This window comes from Pedobacter chinensis, assembly GCF_003339865.1.
GTDB classification, from domain to species: Bacteria; Bacteroidota; Bacteroidia; order Sphingobacteriales; family Sphingobacteriaceae; genus Pedobacter; species Pedobacter chinensis.
Genome location: NZ_QPKV01000003.1, coordinates 148,955 through 171,661, shown reverse-complemented (window position 1 = coordinate 171,661; position 22,707 = coordinate 148,955). Strand labels below are relative to the sequence as shown.

The 22,707-nt window shown below is 36.8% G+C and carries 22 protein-coding genes; 14 read left to right on the top strand and 8 right to left on the bottom strand.

What is annotated here, in order from left to right:
* The first annotated feature begins 51 nt into the window (after positions 1-51).
* Both DU508_RS06075 and pfkA read left to right on the top strand, forming a co-directional pair.
* The gene (locus DU508_RS06075; RefSeq protein WP_115401953.1) at positions 52-1,725 is read left to right on the top strand and encodes a protein-disulfide reductase DsbD family protein; all 1,674 of its coding nucleotides are present in this window, start codon (positions 52-54) and stop codon (positions 1,723-1,725) included.
* Positions 1,718-2,701 carry a 6-phosphofructokinase gene (gene pfkA, locus DU508_RS06070; RefSeq protein ID WP_115401952.1) on the top strand — a complete coding sequence of 328 codons (984 nt, stop codon included), beginning with the start codon at positions 1,718-1,720 and terminating at the stop codon, positions 2,699-2,701. The genes DU508_RS06075 and pfkA overlap by 8 nt, the downstream gene beginning before the upstream one ends.
* 55 nt (positions 2,702-2,756) lie before the next feature.
* Here pfkA and DU508_RS06065 read toward each other — a convergent pair whose 3' ends face one another.
* On the bottom strand, positions 2,757-3,083 hold the full coding sequence (locus tag DU508_RS06065; RefSeq protein WP_115401951.1) for a heavy metal-binding domain-containing protein: 327 nt from the start codon (positions 3,081-3,083) through the stop codon (positions 2,757-2,759).
* 320 nt (positions 3,084-3,403) lie between these two features.
* Between DU508_RS06065 and DU508_RS06060 the strand changes: the two genes are divergently transcribed.
* On the top strand, positions 3,404-6,490 hold the full coding sequence (locus DU508_RS06060; protein ID WP_115401950.1) for a VIT domain-containing protein: 3,087 nt from the start codon (positions 3,404-3,406) through the stop codon (positions 6,488-6,490).
* A gap of 191 nt (positions 6,491-6,681) precedes the next feature.
* Here the strand turns inward: DU508_RS06060 and DU508_RS06055 are convergent, their stop codons facing one another.
* Positions 6,682-7,203, bottom strand: coding sequence for a 5' nucleotidase, NT5C type (locus tag DU508_RS06055; protein ID WP_233509402.1), 522 nt, complete (start codon positions 7,201-7,203; stop codon positions 6,682-6,684).
* 143 nt (positions 7,204-7,346) lie between these two features.
* On the opposite strand from DU508_RS06055, the gene DU508_RS06050 reads away from it, so the two are divergent.
* The 8 genes from DU508_RS06050 (at position 7,347) to DU508_RS06010 (ending at position 14,437) form a co-directional block, all read left to right on the top strand.
* Positions 7,347-7,919 (top strand): 30S ribosomal protein S16, encoded by a 573-nt coding sequence (locus tag DU508_RS06050; protein ID WP_115401949.1) that lies wholly within the window; start codon positions 7,347-7,349, stop codon positions 7,917-7,919.
* 185 nt (positions 7,920-8,104) lie between these two features.
* Positions 8,105-8,632: a ribosome maturation factor RimM gene (gene rimM / locus DU508_RS06045; RefSeq protein ID WP_115401948.1), complete on the top strand. Its 528-nt coding sequence runs from the start codon at positions 8,105-8,107 to the stop codon at positions 8,630-8,632.
* A 42-nt stretch (positions 8,633-8,674) separates the two neighbouring features.
* Positions 8,675-9,295, top strand: coding sequence for a hypothetical protein (locus DU508_RS06040; protein WP_115401947.1), 621 nt, complete (start codon positions 8,675-8,677; stop codon positions 9,293-9,295).
* A 62-nt stretch (positions 9,296-9,357) separates the two neighbouring features.
* Positions 9,358-10,032: a tRNA (guanosine(37)-N1)-methyltransferase TrmD gene (trmD, locus tag DU508_RS06035; RefSeq protein WP_115401946.1), complete on the top strand. Its 675-nt coding sequence runs from the start codon at positions 9,358-9,360 to the stop codon at positions 10,030-10,032.
* 62 nt (positions 10,033-10,094) lie between these two features.
* On the top strand, positions 10,095-10,727 hold the full coding sequence (locus DU508_RS06030) for a response regulator transcription factor (RefSeq protein ID WP_115401945.1): 633 nt from the start codon (positions 10,095-10,097) through the stop codon (positions 10,725-10,727).
* Positions 10,705-12,486, top strand: coding sequence for a sensor histidine kinase (locus tag DU508_RS06025; protein WP_115401944.1), 1,782 nt, complete (start codon positions 10,705-10,707; stop codon positions 12,484-12,486). The genes DU508_RS06030 and DU508_RS06025 overlap by 23 nt, the downstream gene beginning before the upstream one ends.
* A gap of 359 nt (positions 12,487-12,845) precedes the next feature.
* On the top strand, positions 12,846-13,193 hold the full coding sequence (gene rplS / locus DU508_RS06015; protein ID WP_047799728.1) for a 50S ribosomal protein L19: 348 nt from the start codon (positions 12,846-12,848) through the stop codon (positions 13,191-13,193).
* Positions 13,194-13,264: 71 nt separating this feature from the next.
* Entirely contained in the window at positions 13,265-14,437 is a 1,173-nt protein-coding gene (locus DU508_RS06010; protein WP_115401942.1) for a mechanosensitive ion channel family protein, read from the top strand.
* 72 nt (positions 14,438-14,509) lie between these two features.
* Here DU508_RS06010 and DU508_RS06005 read toward each other — a convergent pair whose 3' ends face one another.
* From DU508_RS06005 to DU508_RS05995, 3 genes are all read right to left on the bottom strand, one after another.
* Positions 14,510-15,169 (bottom strand): phosphatidylserine decarboxylase family protein, encoded by a 660-nt coding sequence (locus DU508_RS06005; protein WP_115401941.1) that lies wholly within the window; start codon positions 15,167-15,169, stop codon positions 14,510-14,512.
* A gap of 55 nt (positions 15,170-15,224) precedes the next feature.
* Positions 15,225-15,767 (bottom strand): hypoxanthine phosphoribosyltransferase, encoded by a 543-nt coding sequence (gene hpt / locus DU508_RS06000; protein ID WP_115401940.1) that lies wholly within the window; start codon positions 15,765-15,767, stop codon positions 15,225-15,227.
* Positions 15,768-15,843: 76 nt separating this feature from the next.
* Positions 15,844-17,991 (bottom strand): transglycosylase domain-containing protein, encoded by a 2,148-nt coding sequence (locus DU508_RS05995; protein WP_115401939.1) that lies wholly within the window; start codon positions 17,989-17,991, stop codon positions 15,844-15,846.
* A 131-nt stretch (positions 17,992-18,122) separates the two neighbouring features.
* On the opposite strand from DU508_RS05995, the gene DU508_RS05990 reads away from it, so the two are divergent.
* The 3 genes from DU508_RS05990 to DU508_RS05980 are packed head-to-tail and all read left to right on the top strand — an operon-like array spanning position 18,123 to position 20,170.
* Complete coding sequence (locus tag DU508_RS05990; protein WP_115401938.1) at positions 18,123-19,199, top strand: Mrp/NBP35 family ATP-binding protein; 1,077 nt, start codon at positions 18,123-18,125, stop codon at positions 19,197-19,199.
* A 34-nt stretch (positions 19,200-19,233) separates the two neighbouring features.
* A complete protein-coding gene (locus DU508_RS05985) occupies positions 19,234-19,479 on the top strand; it encodes a NifU family protein (RefSeq protein WP_115401937.1) in 246 nt (81 codons plus the stop codon).
* Between the two features lie 52 nt (positions 19,480-19,531).
* The gene (locus DU508_RS05980; protein WP_115401936.1) at positions 19,532-20,170 is read left to right on the top strand and encodes a peptidase associated/transthyretin-like domain-containing protein; all 639 of its coding nucleotides are present in this window, start codon (positions 19,532-19,534) and stop codon (positions 20,168-20,170) included.
* Positions 20,171-20,231: 61 nt separating this feature from the next.
* Here DU508_RS05980 and def read toward each other — a convergent pair whose 3' ends face one another.
* The 3 genes from def to DU508_RS05965 form a co-directional block, all read right to left on the bottom strand.
* Positions 20,232-20,792, bottom strand: a complete 561-nt coding sequence (gene def / locus DU508_RS05975) for a peptide deformylase (protein ID WP_115401935.1) — start codon at positions 20,790-20,792, stop codon at positions 20,232-20,234.
* 102 nt (positions 20,793-20,894) lie between these two features.
* Positions 20,895-22,127, bottom strand: coding sequence for a M16 family metallopeptidase (locus DU508_RS05970; RefSeq protein ID WP_115401934.1), 1,233 nt, complete (start codon positions 22,125-22,127; stop codon positions 20,895-20,897).
* A 26-nt stretch (positions 22,128-22,153) separates the two neighbouring features.
* Complete coding sequence (locus DU508_RS05965; protein WP_115401933.1) at positions 22,154-22,606, bottom strand: hypothetical protein; 453 nt, start codon at positions 22,604-22,606, stop codon at positions 22,154-22,156.
* Positions 22,607-22,707: the final 101 nt, after the last annotated feature.

The window sequence follows — 22,707 nt, the reverse complement described above, 5'->3', positions numbered from 1 at the left end:
AGCGTTTATAAAATTATTCTTAATTTCACGGCCTTAAACACAAACTCACAAATGAAAAAGATTCTATTATTGTTATTAATGGCAACAATGTTTTTAGCATTGCCTGCTGTTAAAAGTTACGCTACAGTAACGCAAGATTCTACAACGACGGCCCCGCCTGATGACATTGTTTTCACTGAAGTTGGATCGGCGCAGGATAGTGCTGCAAATAACATTGTAAAAGATTCAGTAAAAAAGAATGTAGCTCCTCCTGTATCGAAAACGGCAGATCAGGAAAAGTTAACACTTTGGGAAACATTTATAAAGGGTTTACTATTTGGATTTGCGGCAATTCTAATGCCTTGTATATTTCCAATGCTCCCGCTCACAGTTAGTTTTTTTACCAAAAAAGCCGGGAGTAAAAGTAAAGCAGTTGGTCAGGCTATAATTTACGGAATATCAATCATTATCATATATGTTGCATTGGGCATGCTGGTTACCATAGCATTTGGTTCAGATGCGTTAAATGCGCTTTCAACAAATGGCATTTTTAATTCATTTTTCTTTTTATTGCTAGTGGTTTTTGGAGCATCATTTTTAGGTGCTTTTGAAATTACTTTACCAAGCGCATTTGTAAATAAAATTGATGCTAAATCGGATAAAGGGGGCTTAATGGGCATTTTCTTTATGGCTTTTAGTTTGGCTTTGGTTTCTTTTTCCTGCACAGGTCCGCTTATTGGAACTTTACTGGTAGATGCAGCATCAAAAGGAGATAGATTAGGGCCAGCAGTTGGAATGTTTGGATTTTCTTTTGCGTTAGCAATTCCTTTCGCACTGTTTGCATTATTCCCATCTCTTTTAAAATCACTTCCAAAATCTGGCGGTTGGTTAAATAGTGTAAAAGTAGTTTTAGGTTTTATTGAACTGGCTTTTGCTTTTAAATTCCTGTCAAACGTAGATTTAGCTTACCACTGGAATTTACTTGACAGAGAAATCTTCTTGGCGATCTGGATTGCCATATTTGCGCTGATGGGAATTTATCTCTTAGGGAAAATCAAATTCTCACACGACAGTGATTTGCCTTATTTATCAGTACCAAGAACTTTCCTGGCTATTCTGGTTTTTGCATGGGTAATTTATTTAATTCCCGGAATGTGGGGTGCGCCACTGAAATCTATTAGTGCGTTTTTGCCACCTACAGCAACGCAAGACTTTGATTTGAACAATATAACAGCAACGCCACAAACTTCCTCAGCAACAAAAGAAAAAAAATACGCTGCGCTATTTCACCGGTTGACCCCAAAAGGTTTTAATCCATATTATGATTATGAGGAGGCAAAACAAGCTTCTAAAGAACTAGGAAAACCAGTTTTAATCGATTTTACAGGATGGAATTGCGTAAATTGCCGCAAAATGGAAAATAACGTATGGTCTGATCCGGAAGTGGCCAAAAGATTAAAGAACGATTTTGTAATGGCAGAACTTGTTGTAGATGATAAAACGGAATTGCCTTTAGAGGAACAGTATGTTTCTACCTTTAGCAATAAAAATATAAATACCATTGGAAAAAAATGGAGCGATTTTCAGGCAGCAACCTTTAACAGTAACTCCCAACCTCAATATGTAATTGTGGATGGCGATGGAAATGTTTTAGTTCCACCACAGGGAGCGGATTATAATCCTGAAAATTACATTAAATTTTTAGACAGCGGAAAGGCAGCTTTTCAAAAAAAATCAAATGAATAAAATTAAAAATATTGGTGTTTTAACTTCTGGCGGTGATTCGCCGGGCATGAATGCCGCGATTAGGGCCGTAGTAAGAGCCTCAATTTATTATGATATTGAAGTTACAGGATTTATTCGCGGGTATGAAGGCTTAATTAATAATGATTGTATGGCCATGGATCGCAAATCTGTTGCGAACATTATCCAACGTGGCGGAACCATTTTAAAAACCGCCCGAAGCGAAGCTTTTAAAACCGTTGAAGGAAGGCAAAAAGCGTATAAAAACCTGAAAGATAAAGATATTGACGCATTAATTGTGATTGGTGGAGATGGAACTTTCACGGGCGCAAATGTATTTTCTAAAGAATTTGACCTTCCAATTGTTGGTTTGCCAGGAACTATAGATAACGATCTGGCTGGCACAGATTTTACCATTGGTTACGATTCAGCGATAAACACTGTTGTTGATGCCGTTGATCGGATTAGAGACACAGCCGAATCTCACGACAGGCTTTTTATTGTAGAGGTAATGGGGCGTGATTCAGGGTTAATAGCCTTGAGAAGTGGTATTGGCGTAGGTGCTGAGGCAATTATGATTCCTGAGGCTAACATGAATGTAGATGATATTTTACATAAGCTGGAGCATAGCCGAAAAGATAAAGCATCAAAAATTATTATTGTTGCCGAAGGAGATGATGCGGGGGGAGCTTTCAAAGTCGGAGAAATACTTCAGGAAAAATACCCGCATTATGACACTAAAGTTTCGGTGTTGGGGCATATACAACGCGGCGGAAAACCCACCTGTATGGATAGGGTTTTAGCAAGCAGGTTAGGTGTTGCCGCTGTTGAAGGTTTAATCAACGGTGAAAGCTGCGTAATGGCAGGCCAGGTAAATCGCGAAATGACATTTACGCCTTTCGATCAGGCAATTAAGCATATTGATGCAGAAAAAGTAAGCTCCAGATGGCTGAAGTTAATCGATATCCTTTCGTTTTAAGAGAAGACAAAACGGAGGCTGAACAGGTTTTTCAACCTCCGTTTTGTTATAAGTGTTATAAATCTTCAATGATAACGGCAGTACCATTTGCACTAACCATTAACATGCTCCCTCCACTGCCAACCGTTTCATAATCTAAATCTATACCCACAATGGCGTTAGCGCCCAATGCGGCCGCATATTGTTGCATTTCATTCAGTGCAGTATCTTTTCCCTCTCTTAATACACGCTCGTAAGCGCTCGATCGCCCACCCACGATGTCAGTTATTCCGGCAAATAAATCTTTAAAAATATTTGCACCGATAATGGTCTCTCCGGTAACCAGACCAACATATTTTACAATTTTTTTGCCCTCAACGGAAGGCGTTGTGGTTAATAACATAGTTTTAGTTTTTTTATAATTAGAACGGATTTTTAAATAAATGTTACATTTTTTTGAAAAGCAAGGTTCTGTTTTTATCGGTTGCTTCAGCCCCGCTTTTCGTTACAATCTTTTTAAACTTCTATTGTGTTCTAAAAACCGTCATTGCAAATAGTAACACCGTGGCAATCTTTTTCGCAAGCCTGGTAAAAAGTATTTTCACTTCAATCGGGTTTATTTTATGCGGGTTTTTACTTCTATTTTCTTTCCACAGCAAATCGTCGGAAAATAAATTTATGTAATCGTGATGAGTTTTGCATCCCTATTTTAAAATCAAGGTTATGCAACAATCTAAAACTTTACTCATCATCCCTCTATTCTTAATTGTATTTTTTGCCCAGGCTCAAATGCCCGTTTTAAAGGTTCAACAGCCTAACGACATAGAAAAACAGGCCGTAAAGCTAAAGAAACTCAGTGTTGATGTGCAAATTACGGGGAATATTGCCACCACCCTGATGACAATGACTTTTCATAACAGCAGCAATCGAATTTTGGAGGGTGAACTCACCTTTCCTATGCCCGAAGGCGTGAGCATTAGCCGGTATGCTTTAGATATAAATGGAAAAATGCGTGAGGCGGTTCCTGTTGAAAAAGCAAAGGCTACTGAAGTTTTTGAGCAAATTGAACGCCGTCGCGTAGACCCGGGTTTGCTGGAGAAAGTTGAAGGGAACAACTTCCGGACAAGAATCTATCCATTACCAGCAAATGGAAGCAGAACGATCATTGTAGGCTACGAAGAGGAACTAAATTTTAACAATGGTAACACATTGCGCTATCATCTTCCTTTAGATTATGACCAGTCGATTGAAAGGTTTTCCTTAAAAGCAACTGTTTTTGAAAGTATTTTAAAACCTGAATTAGGCGAACAGCCTGATGGTAGTTTTGCTTTAAAAGCCAATGGAAATACCTATGTTGGCGAAATCAATAAAACCAATTATCAACCTAAAAATGGTTTAATTATAAATCTGCCAAAGCGAAACGATTTACCAGAAATACAGATGCAAAAAGCATCCAACGGATATTATTTCCTGGTTAATGTTTTTCCTAAAATGCAAAACAGACCTAAGCAATGGTCAAATCAAATTGGCTTGATCTGGGATGTTTCTTTAAGTGGCTTACAGCGCGATATTAAAAAAGAAATTGAACTTTTAGGTCTGATCATCGAACAAAAGCAAAATTTAACCATTCAGCTGGGCTTGTTAAACAATAACTTCAAAAGTGCCGGAACATTTACCATTTCAAATGGCAACTGGAAAAACCTTAAAGATAAATTAGAAAGGCTGGAATATGACGGCGGAACAAACTTTAGCGCCATAAACAATCATGCTTTTAAAGCAGATGAATATATGTTTTTTAGCGATGGATTATCAACCTTCGGTAAAAGCACAATAGCACTTAACAAACCTGTTCATTGCATTAATACTGCATTAAAAGCCGATTACAGCACTTTAAAATATATCAGTTTAAAAACAGGCGGGCAGTTTATAAACCTAAATGCTATTTCTGTAAACGATGCTTTCAAACAACTAGGACAGGAAAACTTACAATTTCTGGGTATTAAAAATGGTGTTGATGTGCGCCAAACTTATCCATCCATGCCTGTAAATGTGAATGGACATTTATCTGTTGCAGGTATTTTGAATGGTTTAAATACAGAGATCACATTACAGTTTGGTTATGGGACAACCGTGGTTTCTGAACAATCAGTTCGGCTAAATGCAACGGAACATACTTTGAGCAGTATTGATGTAAGCCGGGTTTGGGCACAAAAGAAAATTGCTGAAATGGATATTCAGTACGAGGTTAATAAAGATGACATCAGTATTTTAAGCAAACAGTTCGGTATCGTTACCAGAAATACGAGTTTAATTGTTTTAGAAAACTTAGATGATTATTTGCGCTATGATATTGTTCCTCCTGCCGAATTGCGACAAGCTTACGATGCTATTTTAAAGCAACGCAGAGATCATATTTTGGAGCGTAAAACAGATTTAATAAATGCTGCAGTAGCCATGGCTAAAGAACTAAAAACCTGGTGGAACACTGATTTTTACCTTAAAGAACCCAAAAAGACAAAGGAGCAATACCCTACGCCCGAGCGAATTCAGGGAGATCCTGTTGCTAATGTAGTGATTTCCGATCAGGCTGGCCAAGGTTTAAGGAGGGAAACCGCAACATCTAATAATGCAACGCCACCAAGAGTTGATGCGGTAAGGATGCCTCCACCCGTTGCTGTAGCAGCTCGGGAATCAAAGGCTAAAGATAAAAATGCACTTAACGAGGTGGTAATAGTAGGTTATGGTACTCAACGTAAAACCATGGCAACAGGATCGGTTACTACAATTAGTGCTCAGAATATCGCCCGAACCCTTGGTAATGCGACCGGCTTTTTACAGGGAAAAGTTGCAGGAGTGACCGTTAATAAAAGTGAAGCGGGAGTTTTGCAAACACAGCCAGCGATTATTATTCCCGAGTTTAAAAGTGATAAAGCGTACATGAAAAGTTTAGTTGGCATACCAGATAGTGCTTATCGGGCTTACTTAAAAATACGGCCAAATTATATGACCACGCCCATGTTTTATTTTGATGTGGCCAACTGGTTTTATCAGCAAAAAGATAGTGTAAGGGCTTTAACCATTTTAAGCAACATTGCCGATTTGGATTTGGAAAATGCCGATTTATATAAAACCCTGGCTTATAAATTAAAACAAACCGGAAATTATAATGACGAAATTTTTATCACTCAAAAGATTTTGCAATGGCGCCCAATGGATGCACAAAGCTACCGTGATTATGCTCTTGCACTAGCTGATGCTGGTCAGTACCAAAAAGCATTGGATAATTTGTATAAAGTGCTTACACAAAGCTACAATTCACAAATTGCAGACCGCGACCAAGGTATTGAAGAAATTATTATTTCGGAGATTAATCATTTGATTACCAAACACGGCAATAAATTAAGTACAAAAGACATTGATAAAAGATTGATTCTGCCTTTGCCTGTTGATGTAAGGGTAGTGTTGAACTGGAACAAAAACGATACAGATATTGATTTATGGTTAACCGACCCTACAGGCGAAAAAGGTTATTACGGAAACGCCCGAACCAAGATTGGTGGCAGAATTAGTAACGATTTTACATCTGGTTATGGTCCTGAACAGTTTATGATTAAAAAAGCAGTAAAGGGAAAATATAAAATTGAGGTAAATTATTACGGCGACCGGCAAATAAACATTAGCGGGCCAACTACAGTAACGGCTGAAATTTATACCCGTTATGCAACAGGCCAGCAACAAAGAAAGATAATTGTATTGCCAATGGCTGCTGGAAACAGCGGCGGAAACCTGGTAGGAGAGTTTAATTTTTAGTGTTCATTTCGCTGCGTTCTCATCGGGGCAACGATAAGTTTTTTTTAATGAAGGAAAGGAAGCAAGTTTTTTGAGCGTTGACAACTTTAATGACGCTTAGAAAGAAAGTTGTCAACTCTAATATGGTATGGAGATTTAGCCGAATCCACGCTACGGGAAACGATAAAATGCTAAACGATCACTTTCAAAAATTAAAGCAATATGCCAGCCACTTCTTCCCAGGTGTTTACGCGTTCATATTCGGTTACGAGCAAATTATGAGGAGAGGTGAATAACAGCGGGCGACCAGGGAAATTCACGAAATTTTTAGTGCGATCATCAATAATAATATCAACGTTAACGATTTTATTTCCGCAAAATATGATGTGCTGCCAATCGATAAAAGGGAAATGTTCGGCCAGCCAATCGTATTTATCAATTAATGAATTTCTGAATTCCATGGCTGCGGATACAATATAAACATCGTATTTCTCTTGCAATGCTTTAATGATGCGCTGGCTATCAGGAATTACTTCTAAATCGCGGAAAAAGCCGGGTTCATTAATGTATTCGAACCATTTTTGGTTAACGTTTTTGGGAACGTGGTGGTAAATTTCATTCCCTGCATCTATTTTTAAATCTAAAGGAACGTTGTAATCCCGGTTATAAAGCTTAATAAATTTTCCAACGGCATCGGCAATAACCTCATCCATATCAATGGCAATTCTTTCCATATTGTATCTGCAAATATTTGCGCCAAATATCCTGAAAACAAAGAAATTAAACTATGTTTTTAATTTACAGTATTTTAGTTATCTTTGCAGCCCCGCAGCATGTAGCTCCGGGAACTATGTTGAATACATAAATACGAAAAGAAATGGCAACTAAAATCAGATTGCAAAGATTCGGTAAAAAAGGTAAACCTTTTTTCCACGTTGTGGTAGCGGATTCCCGCTCTCCACGTGATGGTAAATTTATTGAGCGTTTAGGTTCTTATAACCCAAACACCAATCCTGCAACCATCGAAATTAACTTCGAAAAAACTTTAGCTTGGGTTAACAGTGGTGCACAACCAACTGATACGGCTCGTGCTATCCTTTCTTACAAAGGTGTTTTATACAAAAAACACTTAGAAGGTGGTGTTAAAAAAGGTGCTTTAACTCAAGAGCAGGCTGATGAGAAATTCACGGCTTGGTTAGATGCTAAAGCAGGCAAAATCTCTGGTAAAACAGAAGGTTTAGCTACTTCGAAAGCAGATGCGCGTAAAGCAGCATTAGCAGCAGAAGCTAAGAAAAAAGAAGAAAGAGCAGCAGCTATCGCAGCTAAAAATGCACCAGTTGCAGAAGAGGTTGTTGAAGAAGAAGTTACTGAAGAAGCTCCAGCTGTTGAAGCTGAAGCAACTGAAGAGGCTCCTGCAGCAGAAGCAACTAAAGAAGAAGGAGCAGAATAATTTTAATTATTTTGTTGCAAAAATAGCGTTCTGAAATCCGGAACGCTATTTTTATTTAAAAGAGAAATTTTATCTGTACTGTCATTGCGGGGCACGAAGCAATCTCATTCGTGCAACAATAGAAGTTGCTTCATCTGATGAAAAATCAGATTTGCAATGACAACAATACAATGAATTGGAGCGTTATGAAACACGAAGAAGCATTTTATATAGGTTACGTTACAAAAACAAGAGGTTTGAAAGGCGAGGTCCAGGTGTTTTTCGAATTTGATGAGTACGAACAGTTGGATTTTGATGTTGTTTTTGCAGACATGAACGGTAAGCTTGTTCCCTACTTCGTGGCATCGGCGAAATTGCAGGCCAACAAAACCGGTTATTTCAATTTCGATGATGTTGATCATATCGACAAAGCACAATCTTTGTTAAAAAAGAAACTCTATTTGCCAGTTGCCCAAATGCCGGAACGCGATGAAGATGAGTTTTTCTACACCGATTTGAAAGGTTTTATGGCAGTTGATGAAACACTTGGTGAATTAGGCGAAATCATAGCCGTGAACGAATATCCTCAACAATTTGTAGCAACGGTTTTACATCAGGAAACCGAAATCCTTTTCCCTTTAAATGAAGATTTTATTATAGAAATTGATGATGAGGAAAAGATTTTAACCCTCGATTTACCCGAAGGCTTATTGGATATTTATTTAGAAAAATAAGGTTCTCCAGAAACCTTTTTTCTGATTTTCCGTTAAGCCTTTATGAGATGTTTACTTATTGCGCTGGCAGCTGTATTACTCTTTATCGGTTGTAACCAAACCAAACAGGATGAGCAATCAGAAAGCAAAGCACCTTCTAAAACTTTAATTCAAAAGAAAACCACAAAAGATTCTATTGAAGCAGTAGCATTGAAAGCCTTAACAGCTTTAAAAACTAAAGATTATAATACTTTTGCCTTGTGCTTTCACCCTATTGATGGCGTAAGGTTTTCTCCATACGGATTTATTGATCCAACGCACAAACAAGTTTTAGCAAAAGATTTTTTAGAGGCCATTGACCGCAATTGGATATTAACCTGGGGACATTTTGATGGAAGTGGAGAAGCAATTAAAATCAGGGTTAAGCCCTATATTGAACGATTTGTTTACAATGCGGATTATTTAAATGCCGAAAAGAAGAGTTATGATTCTTTTATCGGTCAGGGTAACACCATTAATAATTTGAAAGAAACTTATCCTCAACTCCACTTTACAGAATATTACTTTAGTGGTTTTGATGATAAATATAAAGGGCTCGATTGGACCAGTTTAAGGTTCGTATTTAAAAAGCATGAAAGTACATACTACCTGGTTGCGGTAATCCATGATCAATGGACAATTTAAATAGCGCTAAAATCAGCTTTAAATAATTTAGTAATCCATTAAAGTTGCTTTACCTTTGCATTATGCGTTTCGATATTATAACTGTTTTACCCGCCTTACTGGAAAGTCCATTTGCTCACTCCATTTTACAGCGTGCCCAAAAAAAAGGTATTGCTGAAATTGTTGTTCATAACCTGAGAGATTATGCCACCAATAAACAGAAAAGTGTAGATGATTACCAGTATGGCGGAGGCAGCGGAATGGTAATGAGCATTGAGCCCTTTGCTGCCTGTATCGAAAAACTGCAGGCAGAAAGAGAATATGATGAAATCATTTTCATGAGCCCCGATGGTGTTACGCTAAACCAAAGTACGGCTAACGAACTATCAATTAAAAAAAACATCATTATTCTTTGCGGGCATTATAAAGGAGTCGACCAGCGTATAAGAGATATTTTCGTTACCCGTGAAATCTCCGTTGGTGATTATGTTTTAAGTGGTGGAGAATTACCCGCTGCAATTGTTGTTGATGCGGTGGTTCGTTTAATCCCGGGTGTTTTAAATGATGAAACCTCTGCCCTTTCAGATAGTTTTCAGGGAGAGCTGCTGGATGCACCCGTTTATACCCGACCGGCGGATTGGCGTGGCCACAAAGTGCCCGATGTTTTGTTGAGCGGACACGAGGCCAAAGTGAATGAATGGCGACATGAGCAGGCATTGGAACGAACTAAAACACGCAGACCCGACCTTTTGGAATAAATCTTTGTAAATTATAAACTAAACCTTATTTTAGGAGAAACTGCTTCCTTAGTCCCTAAATTATGTCAAAACAGATCGTTATTTGTGACGACCACTTGCTTTTTTTGAATGGCATTTCAGAACTTCTAAAGAATACCAATAAAAACTATTCTATCTCTAAATTTAGTGATGTACATGCCTGTATGTTGCACTTAAAAGATCATGCTCCCGATGTTTTGATTTGTGACCTGAATATTAACAACTCAGACGGGTTTGTTATGCTAGAGGAACTTAAGTATCAATTAAAGAATACCAAAACAATCATCCTTACAGCTTATTATGAAGAATTTCTGATTCAAAAAGCAAAAAAAATGGGCATAAACGCTTTCCTGAAAAAAGAAACAACCGCCGAAGAGCTGATCAATGTGATAGAAAACAAGAGTAAAGAATTTTATACGAATGAGAATTACAAAAAAAACCTCAGCGTTTACAGTACAATGGATAATCCAATCATCAACAAATTCAGAATATCCAGGCAAGAGAAAGAAATCATAAAGTTAATTATCAAAGGATTAACAAGTAAAGAAATTGCTGATGTGTTGTTTATTAGCAAAACCACCGTGGATACCCACCGGAAAAACATCCACAAAAAATTAGAAATCAGTAATAGCAGCTCGCTCATCAAATTTGCTCATGAAAATAATTTACTTCATTAGCTTTCTGCTATTATCACATCTTTTACATGCACAAGTAATTAACAAGCAGTTATCCGTTACGTCGGCCTATGCAATTGACAGTAATTCAACGTGGAGCGTGGTTGATCTTAAGCAGAAAAATTTTCATTCCTTTAAACAAAATGACAAGGTTAATATTGGCTACAATAAATATGCGGCAGTATGGTGCGCCTTTAAAATTAAAAATACCGACAGATCTCACAGCGTAAAGGCATGGCTATGTTTTAATAACAATCATATCGACAGCCTTACACTTTACGATAATCAAATAGTTAAAACAATTGGAGATAGAACCGACGGTCAAAGTCCTTTTATTGAAACCCTGGCATTTGAACTGGATCTTAAGCCTGGTGAAGAAAAACAATTTTTGGTTAGGGTTAAAAAACAAACCTCCTTTTTAGATTTTTCATATAGTATCGAAAACACGGCTTTCTTAGCCTCGAAATCATCTCAAAGAACAGCATTAGTGGCCTTTTTTATTGGTATTGTCTTTTTGCTGTTAATGATTAACAGCATACTGTTCCTTATGACCAGAAACAGGTTATATATTTATTACATTATTTATTCTGTTCTGACGGTTTTTTATGCTGCAATTACCACCAATTTTGCCAAGCACATTTTGTTTCCGCAGTTTAAATTTTTTAGTGAGTGTAGAGTTTATACAGGAGCTCTTTGGTATATTGCGCTTAGTTACTTTCTTAATTATTTTTTAAAACTAAGTGAAAATCAACCAAAAAAATATAAATTTATTAACCTGCTCAATGCATTAAATTTTTCGTTCGTTCTTACCTCAATCCTTTTCTTGATTTTCTATAAGGATTTTGATTTCAGGTACTTTTTTATACTGGGCTACATTGTATTCCTGATGTCTATTGTAACGCTTTTCTGGGCTTCGGTAACGCATTTAAAAATAGAGAAAACACAGGCCATCTATGCACTACTTGCTTTTTTACCGCAGTTTATCTGGGGAGCTTGCCTCATTTTAAAAACTTTCGAGATCATTCCAAAATCACTGAGTGACAATTGGATGGTATTCATTGGCCTTTACGAAGTGTTTTTGTTTGGATACGTTTTATCAAGAAACTACATTGAAATCTTTTTGAAAAACAACGAACTGATGCAACAGGTCATATTTGAAAAAGAAAGCTCGATAAAAGCGATTAGTGAGGTACAACTTAGAGAGCGAAGAAATATTGCCAATATTATTCATGATAATGTTGGGAGTAAGATTGCACATGTTATTCACCTTTTTGACTTAAAAAACACCAGGCTTGCCCAGCAAACAATAAAAGAACTGGCAGAAGATATAAGAGATATATCTCATAAAATACTTCCTAAAGCACTTGATGATGGTGCCCTCGTTTCAAGTTTGCACAGTCAGATTTTAAGTTTGAACGCTGGTTTGGAGGGGACAAAGATTGAGCTTTTTAGTTATGATTTCCCTGAAAAAATTGATGTAGATTGGATTTATGATTTATACCTCATTGCATTGGAAATTATAAACAACTCCATAAAACACGGTAAGTCAAAGTTGATAATCATCGAATTTTATAAGTACGAAAAGCAATATCATTTTCAATTTACTGATGATGGAGTTGGCTTTGATGTGATGGCTACTCATAAGGGCTTTGGACTCGAAAATATTGAAAAGCGGATAAATTATTATGGCGGTAATTTTGAGATCAGCAGTATAAAAAATCAGGGAACGGTTATTCAGATCGATATTCCGGGTATTAACTAGTCTGGTTTATTTTGCGTTTTTGTGGGAATAATGATATACCATTTGCATTTCGAATACATAATTGAAAACTGCTGCACCCAGGTTTCGGATTCAGTTGCTACTACACTTTTTTATTATCCGAATAAAATTCTGAATAGAAAAGGAGTAAATTTGTTGGTATATTTTGAGCTTGGGCTTATTAAAAATAGCGTCAATTTGCATGCATCATACCTTTTGAAATAGAAGCATTTACAGCATCTTAATGTGGATTTCTAAAAGATTGTGGAAAAATTAAAAAAGGTTTTTTTAATTAAAAAAAAATCCCTAATATTGCAATCCGAATTTCACGGGTTGAAATATCGATTTAATAGCTTAAAATCATGGATTTAGTAAAATTTGTTGAAGAGCAGGCCATCGCGAAAAAAGATTTTCCTGCGTTCAAGTCTGGCGATACAGTGAGCGTACACTATAAAATTCGCGAAGGTAATAAAGAGCGTATTCAAATTTACCAAGGTGTTGTAATCCAACGTAACAGTGCTGGTGCAAACGAAACTTTCACAGTTCGTAAAATTAGCAATGGTGTTGGTGTTGAGCGTATTTTCCCTTTTAGTTCTCCAAACATTGAGAAAGTAGAAGTGAATAGCTATGGTAAAGTTCGTAGAGCAAAATTGTTCTATTTACGTGCTTTAACTGGTAAAGCTGCTCGTATCAAATCTTTGAGAAAATAATATTCTTTATTATAAGATATAGCCTTCACGATTAATTTCGTGGAGGTTTTTTTGTTTATACCTTTGTCTATATGTTAGATTCTGCATTTTTCGATCAGGTTTTTTGGGGCAATACCGTAAAAGCTTATTTTCTTTTCGGTGGGATACTTTTTTTAGGTCTAATTTTTAAAAAAATTGTATCTAAATTATTAAGCAAACTATTATTTAAGCTTTTTAGTAACTTCTCTAACCAATCTCATAACGATACTTTTGTAGCGCTTTTGCTGAAGCCGATTGAGGTTTTTATTCTTTTTACCACGCTTTACCTGTCAATAAACCAGCTTAAACATCCGTTGGAAGTTGCGGTATTTCATCATAGCAAACTGATCGGGAACACTAAGGAACTAATTCCGGTAAGCCTGGGCGATTGTATTGATCGGATATTTCTGTTCTTAATTATCCTTTCTTTCTTCTGGATCATATTAAGAATAGTAGATTTTATCAGCTACGTTTTATTGCATAAAGCATCAGTTACCCGCAATAAAGCTGATGACCAATTGGTGCCATTTTTGAAAGAGCTTTTTAAAACGCTTATTATTTTTATCGGCTTTTTTACTTTATTGGGTTTTGTGTTCGAGGTTAATGTTTTAACACTGATTACGGGTTTAGGGATAGGTGGTATAGCGATTGCTTTGGCGGCAAAAGAAAGCCTGGAGAACTTGATCGGATCGTTTACCATATTCCTTGATAAACCATTTATAGTGGGCGATTTGGTAAAGGTTGACGGCGTTGAAGGAACAGTAGAAAAAGTAGGTTTCCGTAGCACCAGGATCAGGACCTCTGAAAAAACAATAGCAACGATCCCAAACCGCGGGATGATTGATGGCGTGCTGGAGAATCTTTCTTTGAGAAATTTACGAAAAGTTGCTTTTACAATAGGCTTGACCTATGAAACCAATGCCGATTCAGTTAAAAAGATTGTCACTGAAATTGAAACCTATATCAATCAGCGTGATGGAACAATAGATGGAAATGCATCTTTTAAAAGTTTTGGTGATTCGGGATTGAATATTGAGATTTCTTATTTTGTTACCATTTTGAATAACGCAGCATTCCTAAAAATCAGGCAAGAGATCAACCTGGAGATTATGGATATTGTGATGCGTAATAAATCTGATTTTGCTTACCCTACGCAAAGATTAATTAGTGATAAACCGCTTAACAATGATCATGAAAAGGAAATTGGGAATGATGCAACAGACTAAAATTACCTGTTTGTAAAAAGAAGTCAGGTTTTCAAAAACCCGACTTCTTAAAATCTTTAATAATAGATCTTGTTAACTTAAAGTAGCCAGCGTTGTTATTCCGCCCTTTACAACCTGATTAAGTTCTACGTTAACTTCTGTCCCTACGGGAAGAAAAACATCTACTCTCGATCCGAATTTAATGAATCCGAATTGTTCGGCCTGTACCACCTGATCGCCTTCTTTTACATACCATACAATTCTGCGGGCTAAAGCTCCGGCAATTTGGCGAAACAAAACCGGCGTTCCGTTTTTATGTTCTACAACGGTGGTGGTACGCTCATTTTCTGTTGAAGATTTTGGATTCCACGCTGCCAGGTATTTCCCTGGATGATATTTGAAGAATTTAACCACACCAGAAATTGGATTGCGATTGATGTGAACATTAACAGGCGACATAAAAATAGAAACCTGTAAGCGTTTATCTTTGAAATATTCGCCTTCTTCAGTTTCTTCAATTACAACCACTTTCCCATCCGCAGGGCAAATAACAAGATCTTCCCCTGATGAAAATCTACGGCCCGGATTACGAAAAAATTGCAATACGATAATAAATAAAACGGCAGAAAAGATATAAATGGACCAGCGCAACCAGGTTATATCGTAATATTTATAATCAACTACTGCATTGATCACGAAGATGAGTAAGATAGTTATCGCTATTGTGGTGTAGCCTTCCTTATGTATGGTCATTGTGTTAAAAATTATTGGACAAAGGTGCAAAAAATAAATTAATCCAATCTAAAAATTATCCCTCTGTTGCCCTGTAAATGTCGGTTAGGTTTCTGCCAAGGCCATTATAATCCAATCCGTATCCCACCACAAATTCATTGGGGATTTCAAAACCAACGTATTCCAACTCTTCAATTTCGTGTTTTAATGCGCTGGGTTTAAGCAAAAGAGCGCTTGCTTTTATTGATGCGGGTTTCTGCTCTTTTAATGTTTTAATAATGTGACTGAGGGTTAATCCTGTATCTACAATGTCTTCAATAATGATGATATCTCTGCCCTCAATATTTTCTGGCAAACCGATTAATTCCTTAACCTTTCCGCTGCTTGAGGTTCCTTCATAAGAGGCTACACGCATAAAAGCCACTTCGCAGGGTACATCAATTTCCTTGATCAAATCGGCCATAAACAAGAAACTGCCATTTAATACACCAATAAACAATGGGCATTTTCCTTCATAATCTACATTAATTTGAATGCCGAGCAAACGAATTCTTTTGTTTAAAGTGTCATTCTCTAAAAAAATCTCAAATTCCTTATCTTCTACCTTTATTTTGTGCATCCTGAAAGTTGTAATGTTTTATGGTTGAAATGTTGCGAAAACAAATGATAATCGCTTACTGTAAATTGAAATTGTTTTAATTTCCGTTTTCCTGTTCCCGTTCTCTTCGTCGCTGCTCTCTTCGCTCTTGCCTTAGTTGCTTCTTAGATTTTGTTGTATCTGCAGGTTTGGCAATAACCGTATCTTTTCTGGCTGTACCTCCAAAAAGACGATCGAATAGGGTTTTGTTTTTATCCTGCATAATTACCGGAGGCATTCCCTCTTCGTCATCATCAAAAACTGTAGTATCTATAACTGCGGTGTCAGGCGCTAAATATCGGCGTAGTCCTTCTCTTAAACGAACATTATAAAAGCCATAGCCTGATGTATCAGGAGGTGTTAAGCCTCTTCTTGCCATAATGTTTCCCATAAACCTGAAGTAATTGAACATAAAGGGCTTCAAACTTCCATCGGCCATAAATTTATACATTGAGGCTTTTGGCATAGGAACAATGCTGGCCAAAAATAATCCATCACCAATGGTTAAATCTGCCGGCTGTTTACCAAAGTAATATCTCGATGCTTCGCCAATTCCGTAAATATTTTGACCTAATTCTATAACATTGAAATAAACTTCAAGCATGCGTTGCTTGCTAATCAGGTGATTATGCTCAATTAACCAAACAATTAAAATTTCTTCGGCCTTACGGGCTAAGGTTTTTTGCCGGCTTAAATAAACATTTTTAACCAGCTGCATGCTGATTGTACTGCCACCGCGCTTAAATTTTTTCTCTTTAAAATTTACAGCTATGGATTTGCGAATGGATTCTTCAACAAAGCCATTGTGTGTAAAAAAAGATGGATCTTCAGCAGTTAAAACGGCATTGATGAGGTTTTTAGATATCGCATTTAAAGGCGTAAAATTCGGGTTCGAAGGCCCTATTGTGATATTACGCATTGGTTTCCCATATTCGTAAGGTGTATAAACGAATGGGCCGTTAATTTTTTGAAGATTCGTTTTGCCCCATTGTAATATTTTGAAATTGACCGGAGTTAGAGAAGAACTGAAACGAACACTATCAGGAATGGCGGTGTTTAAATGAAAATTTAGGTTGTATTTCACTTTTCCCTCAACTTTCAAGCCATCTAACGATTCGAATAAACCTTGTGGAAATGCATCTAATACAGCCTGGGCATCTTGTTCAGCAGCATTTAGCTTAAGTTCATAAATTTTGTTTTTCCCCATGGTATATTTGATATAGGGATGAATCTCAGCGTTTTTAAGGTAAGCTGTAGAGGAACTATCAAGGGCCACATAATTAGGGCCAACCAAAACATCGGCATCTAACTTTGCGCTTTGAACAATGATATCATTACTGGCAATGCGGGGTTGGTTAACCAACATGTTTTTAACCGACCAGGAGCCCGAAATTTTATAATCATCGCCGCTATACCCTGCATTTTTAAGTTCTGTTTTTAAGGTATCAAAACTCAGTTTTGCATGAAGTTTATTGTTTATATAAGGTAATTCCAGTTTTTTGCCATCGGCATAAGCTGTAAAACTCAGTTGCTTTCTGCCAGGTTTTACCAAGCCATCAACATGCCAGGTAGATTCTCCATCATTTACATTGATTGTTGATTTTAAATCTCCGTCATCAATAGTGGCAACTGTTGCGAAACTAAGTTTAGCGGTATCGTGATCATTAAATCTGAACACCATGTTTTTTACATCCATATCATCAGGAATTTTGTATAAAACCTGATTCAAAAGATTGTTTGCAATTTCGGGTAAATTTGCTTTTCCGGTATTTTCGGTGCTGTCTTTTTTCTTACGCTTAAGAATGAAATCAATATTAGTTGTTGAATCTTTTAAAACCACATTTACAAAGCCATCATTTAGCTTCACTTCTGATAGCTTTACATTTCCAAAAATGAGGGGAAATAACCTTACGCTGATACTTAATTCGCCAATGTTTGAAAGTGTATCCCGATCTTTAGGAACTACCGAAATATTGGTCATTTTTACCGTGCTCATTCCTGTAAAGCCAGCTGAACCGATTTTTACTTCAAGATCGTAATCACGATCAGCTTTAACAATAGCTTTAGCAACCATTTTTTTTAAAAGCGCTTCTCTTTTACCATATGCAATAGCCCCCAAAGCCAAGCATACGATTAAAAAAACACCTAAAATCCACGCTCCGATTTTTAAATATTTTTTAGAGATTTTAATTTTTGGTATTCGCATATAGTCGTTAAAATGGTTAATTGCTTAAACGTAACAATTAAATGTTTATTTCGTGTTAAAATTACAGTTTAAAACCCTAAATAAAAGTATTTATGGCTATGTTTTGTTAATTTTGAATTTAAATTAATACGATGCAGATTAGCCCGCAACAAGTTTTAGATGCTTTAAAAAATGTTGAAGATCCCGATCTAAAAAAAGATCTGGTAACCTTAAACATGATTAAGGATTTACAGATACGAGATAACCAGGTAAGTTTTACATTAGAGCTTACCACGCCAGCTTGTCCGATGAAGGACATGCTTAAAAACGCCTGTACAAATGCAATAAAACATTTTGTTTCGGCAGAGGCAGATGTAATCATAAATGTAACTTCGAGAGTTACTCAGCCAACCCATTCATCATCACTAGATAACATTAAAAACATCATTTTGGTTTCATCTGGAAAAGGTGGGGTTGGAAAATCTACTGTGGCGAGTAATCTGGCTGTAACGCTGGCAAAAGATGGTGCAAAGGTTGGTTTAATTGATGCTGATATTTATGGCCCTTCGGTACCGACAATGTTCGATTTGGTTGATGCAAAACCTGGTGCTGAAGAAACCGCCGATGGCAAAACTAAAATATTGCCGATTGAAAAATATGGCATTAAACTATTGTCGCTAGGTTTTTTTGCTGATCCAGGACAACCCGTGCCATGGCGTGGACCGATGGCATCAAATGCGGTTAAGCAATTATTTAATGATACAAATTGGGGAGAACTGGATTATCTGATTGTTGATCTTCCACCGGGAACGGGCGATATTCATATTACCATTACGCAAAGCTTTCCAATTTCTGGTGCTGTTGTGGTAACAACACCTCAACAGGTGGCGCTGGCCGATACACATAAAGGTTTGGCGATGTTCCGTATGCCTGGAATTAATATCCCGGTTTTAGGTGTAATCGAAAATATGTCGTATTTTACACCTGCAGAGTTGCCTGATAACAAATATTATATTTTTGGTAAAGGCGGCGGAACTAAATTGGCAGAAAGATTTGATGTTCCTTTCTTGGGAGAGATTCCAATTATTCAAAGCATTTCTGAAGCTGGAGATAATGGGAAACCGGTAGCATTAAACCAAAACCCACTTTTGGATGTTATATTTGGAGATATTGCAAGTAAAATTGCTCAGCAAATCTCCATCAATAATGCACAAATGGCTAATTGCTAAAAAATTACTACTTTTATATTTTAAAATACGTATAATGAATTTAACAGAGCAAGTAGAACAGGCATTAGAAACCATCAGACCATATTTAAAGGCCGATGGAGGGGATGTTTCTGTTGAAGAAATTACATCTGATGGTACTGTAAAGCTTAAACTTTTAGGCAATTGTGGTTCCTGTCCGATGAGTTTCATGACAATGAAATCGGGAATTGAGCAGGCCATTATGAAGGCAGTGCCGGAAATTACTTCGGTAGTGGCCGTAAATATGGCAGAGCAAGATTAGCTTTAACAATATTTAACAAGGAAGTTTTATTTTTAAAATTACTTTTGTCTTAATGAGATATTGTGTTGCCCTAATTTGCCTTCTTTTTTCAATAGCTGCTTTTTCACAACAAAAGCCAGCTCAAGAGAAACTTATTCAATTTTCCGGGATCATAACAGATATCGATAGTACAAACGTAATTCCTTATGTTACCATAACCAACTTATCTGCAAAGAATAAACGTATTGCTGCCGATTATAGAGGTTACTTTACGTTTATCGTAAATCCGGGCGATACGATATTATTTACCGCAATCGGTTATAAAAAATTCTCTACTATTATTCCTGAAAGTACTCCCGACAGTAAGTATACAATTATGGTTAAGCTGAAAGCTAATGTAATCGATTTGCCTTCAGTCAGGGTTTTTCCATGGGCCACAACCGAAGAGTTTACACGCGAGTTTTTATCAATGAAACTGGCTGATGATGATATGGCGATCGCAAAGAAAAATTTATCCCGATCATCTATAAACGGTTTAATACAAACCTTACCCCGGGATGGACAGGAAATTGGTAGCCAGAATTATCGCTATAATTTTGACCGGATGATTAACAAAAACATGGTTCAAACCAACCCTTTATTAAATCCTTTTGCCTGGGGTAAGCTGATGCAGCAAATCTTTGATGGAGATAAGAAACGGAATGAAAACTAAAAACGAACGCGTAAAAAAAGGAGAACGTTTCCATTTCCCCTCTTACATCATCCATCAAAAGCTATCTTTTCTTGTTCTTATTCGGAAACTTCATTTTGTAATCAGTTTTGATGTTCCCCTTTGAAATTGCGTCTAATTTGCTTTTCAGCATCGTTTTACGTAAAATACTTACCTTATCAGTAAATAACTTGCCTTCTATGTGATCGTATTCATGTTGGATTACGCGAGCTGGCATTCCATCCACATCATCAGTATGTTCCACCCAATTCTCATCAAAATAATTAACCTTGATGTTTGGTTTACGCATAATATTTTCGCGGATATCGGGAATGCTTAAGCAACCTTCGTTAAAGCTCCAGGGTTCACCGGTTTCTTCTAAAATCTGTGCATTAATGAACACTTTCTTGTAGCCTGGTTTTCCATCTTCATCCTCCCCTGTATCCACAATAAATAAACGAATTGGCAAGCCAATTTGTGGTGCTGCCAAGCCAACGCCATTTGCATAATACATGGTATCGAACATGTTTGCAATTAGTTCTTTTAATGCAGGATAATCTTTGTCTATATCGGCACCAACCTTTTTTAAAACAGGATCGCCGTAAGCTACTATTGGTAATTTCATTGTGTAATCTATTTTTAAAGTCTGCCCGTCATTGCGAGGAACGGAAGCATCTAGTCATGCAAATCGCCTGAAGCGATGTATCAATTTTTACAAAAATAACAATTATTCCAGTATTGGACTGAAAGTAAAAATATTCAATTGTTCGGGTGCTAAAACTTCGTCTGCAATTTGAGCAATTTCCTGAGTGGTTACCTTGTTTATTTTCTCGAAAACTCTTTCCAATGAGTCAATTTTATGATGATCTATAAGGCTTTTTGCCATTGAAATGATCAATCCGATTCGGTTTTCTTCTCCTAAAGCAATCTGCCCGATAAATTTGTTTTTAGCTTTTTGTAATTGTAATTCATTCAGCGGATGATCTTTCAATTTCTTCATCTCTTTGAAGATTAAAGACAATGCCTTTTGATGCTTTTCTTTATCCGTTCCGAAATAAATGGAAAAAATGCCTGTATCACTCAAGGGAGAAAAATTAGATTCAATGGTATAAGCGATTCCATATTTTTCCCTGATTTGAAGATTTAGTACAGAACTCATTCCATTGCCTCCGAAATAGTTATTCAGCAACATTAAACCTGCCTTGTTTTTGTGATGCGTAGAATAAGTTTGAGTGCCTAAAATACAATGCGATTGCATAATTGGCTTATAAATATTCGTTGATGTAGGATTTAAAATGGCTGGTTTTATTCTGTTTTGTGCAGGGGTGTTCTCTTCCACATCAGCAAAATGTTTGGTACCTTTAGTGACCACACCTTTTAGTGTGTAATTCCCTAAAACAGCAATCACAATTTCATTGGTTCGATAATTTGCTTTCCTGAAATTGATCACATCTTCTCTTGTAAAATTGCTTACGCTTTCTGTTGTACCTAAAATATTATTTCCCAAGGCATTTCCGGCGAAAAGCATGTCCTCAAAATCATCATTGATTGCCTCTTCAGGCTGATCTAAATAAGAGGCAATTTCATCCAGGATAACGCTTTTTTCTTTATCCATTTCTTCTTCGGGAAAGGTAGAATGGAAAATGATATCGTTAAAAAGATCTAAAGCACGATCCAGGTAAGGGTTTAAAAAAGATGCATGAACGCAGGTGTATTCTTTGGTGGTGTAAGCATTCAAATCTGCACCAACACTTTCCAGCCGGTTTAAAATTTGATTGGTACTGCGCTTTTCCGTGCGTTTAAAAATCAGGTGCTCAATAAAATGTGCTAAACCTGCTTTGCCTTCAGGTTCATCGCGAGAACCTGTATTGATGATAATGCACGCGTGAGATATGGTTGAGGCCGAAGGCACATGCAGCAAGCGTATGCCATTCGGTAAAGTATGAACATTGTATTCCATTGAGCGGCAAAGATACGGCTAATTGATTACAATGCCTCTGTATCCGGATATTGCAATTGTAAAGTGGAAATCAATTTATCTTTAGTTGGCCTGTTAAGGATTAAAAAAATAAAGTTGGCCGCGGCAAATATTAAAAAGAAAGAATTGTGGGTAATAAAAAAGCCGACAATATTAAAAAGTGCTCCTCCTTCCAAAAGTGCAGAACTAATAATAAATGCACTTTGATAAAGATTGATCTTGGAATCCACGGGTTCAGTTTTATCAATTTTTGATATTAAATTTTTGAAGAAAAAGATGCTTGCCGATATGGTTGTTAATCCCATAATTGGAAATATAGGGTTGAAAGGGGCCGTGGTTTGAGGATTTGGATCAAAAAACATGATTTCACGGTTAAGGAAAATGGTTACCAACGCAAATAGAAAAACACCAGCGCATAAAGCAAGATGAATGGTTTGAAGCGTTTTTAGTTTAGTGTTCATTGAAAAGGTTTTTTGGATGATTATTGGTTCAAGTTAATGCAATTTAAAGAAATAAATATATGATGAAGATTTTTGGTTGAAATAGGCCGGGTATTTCCGGC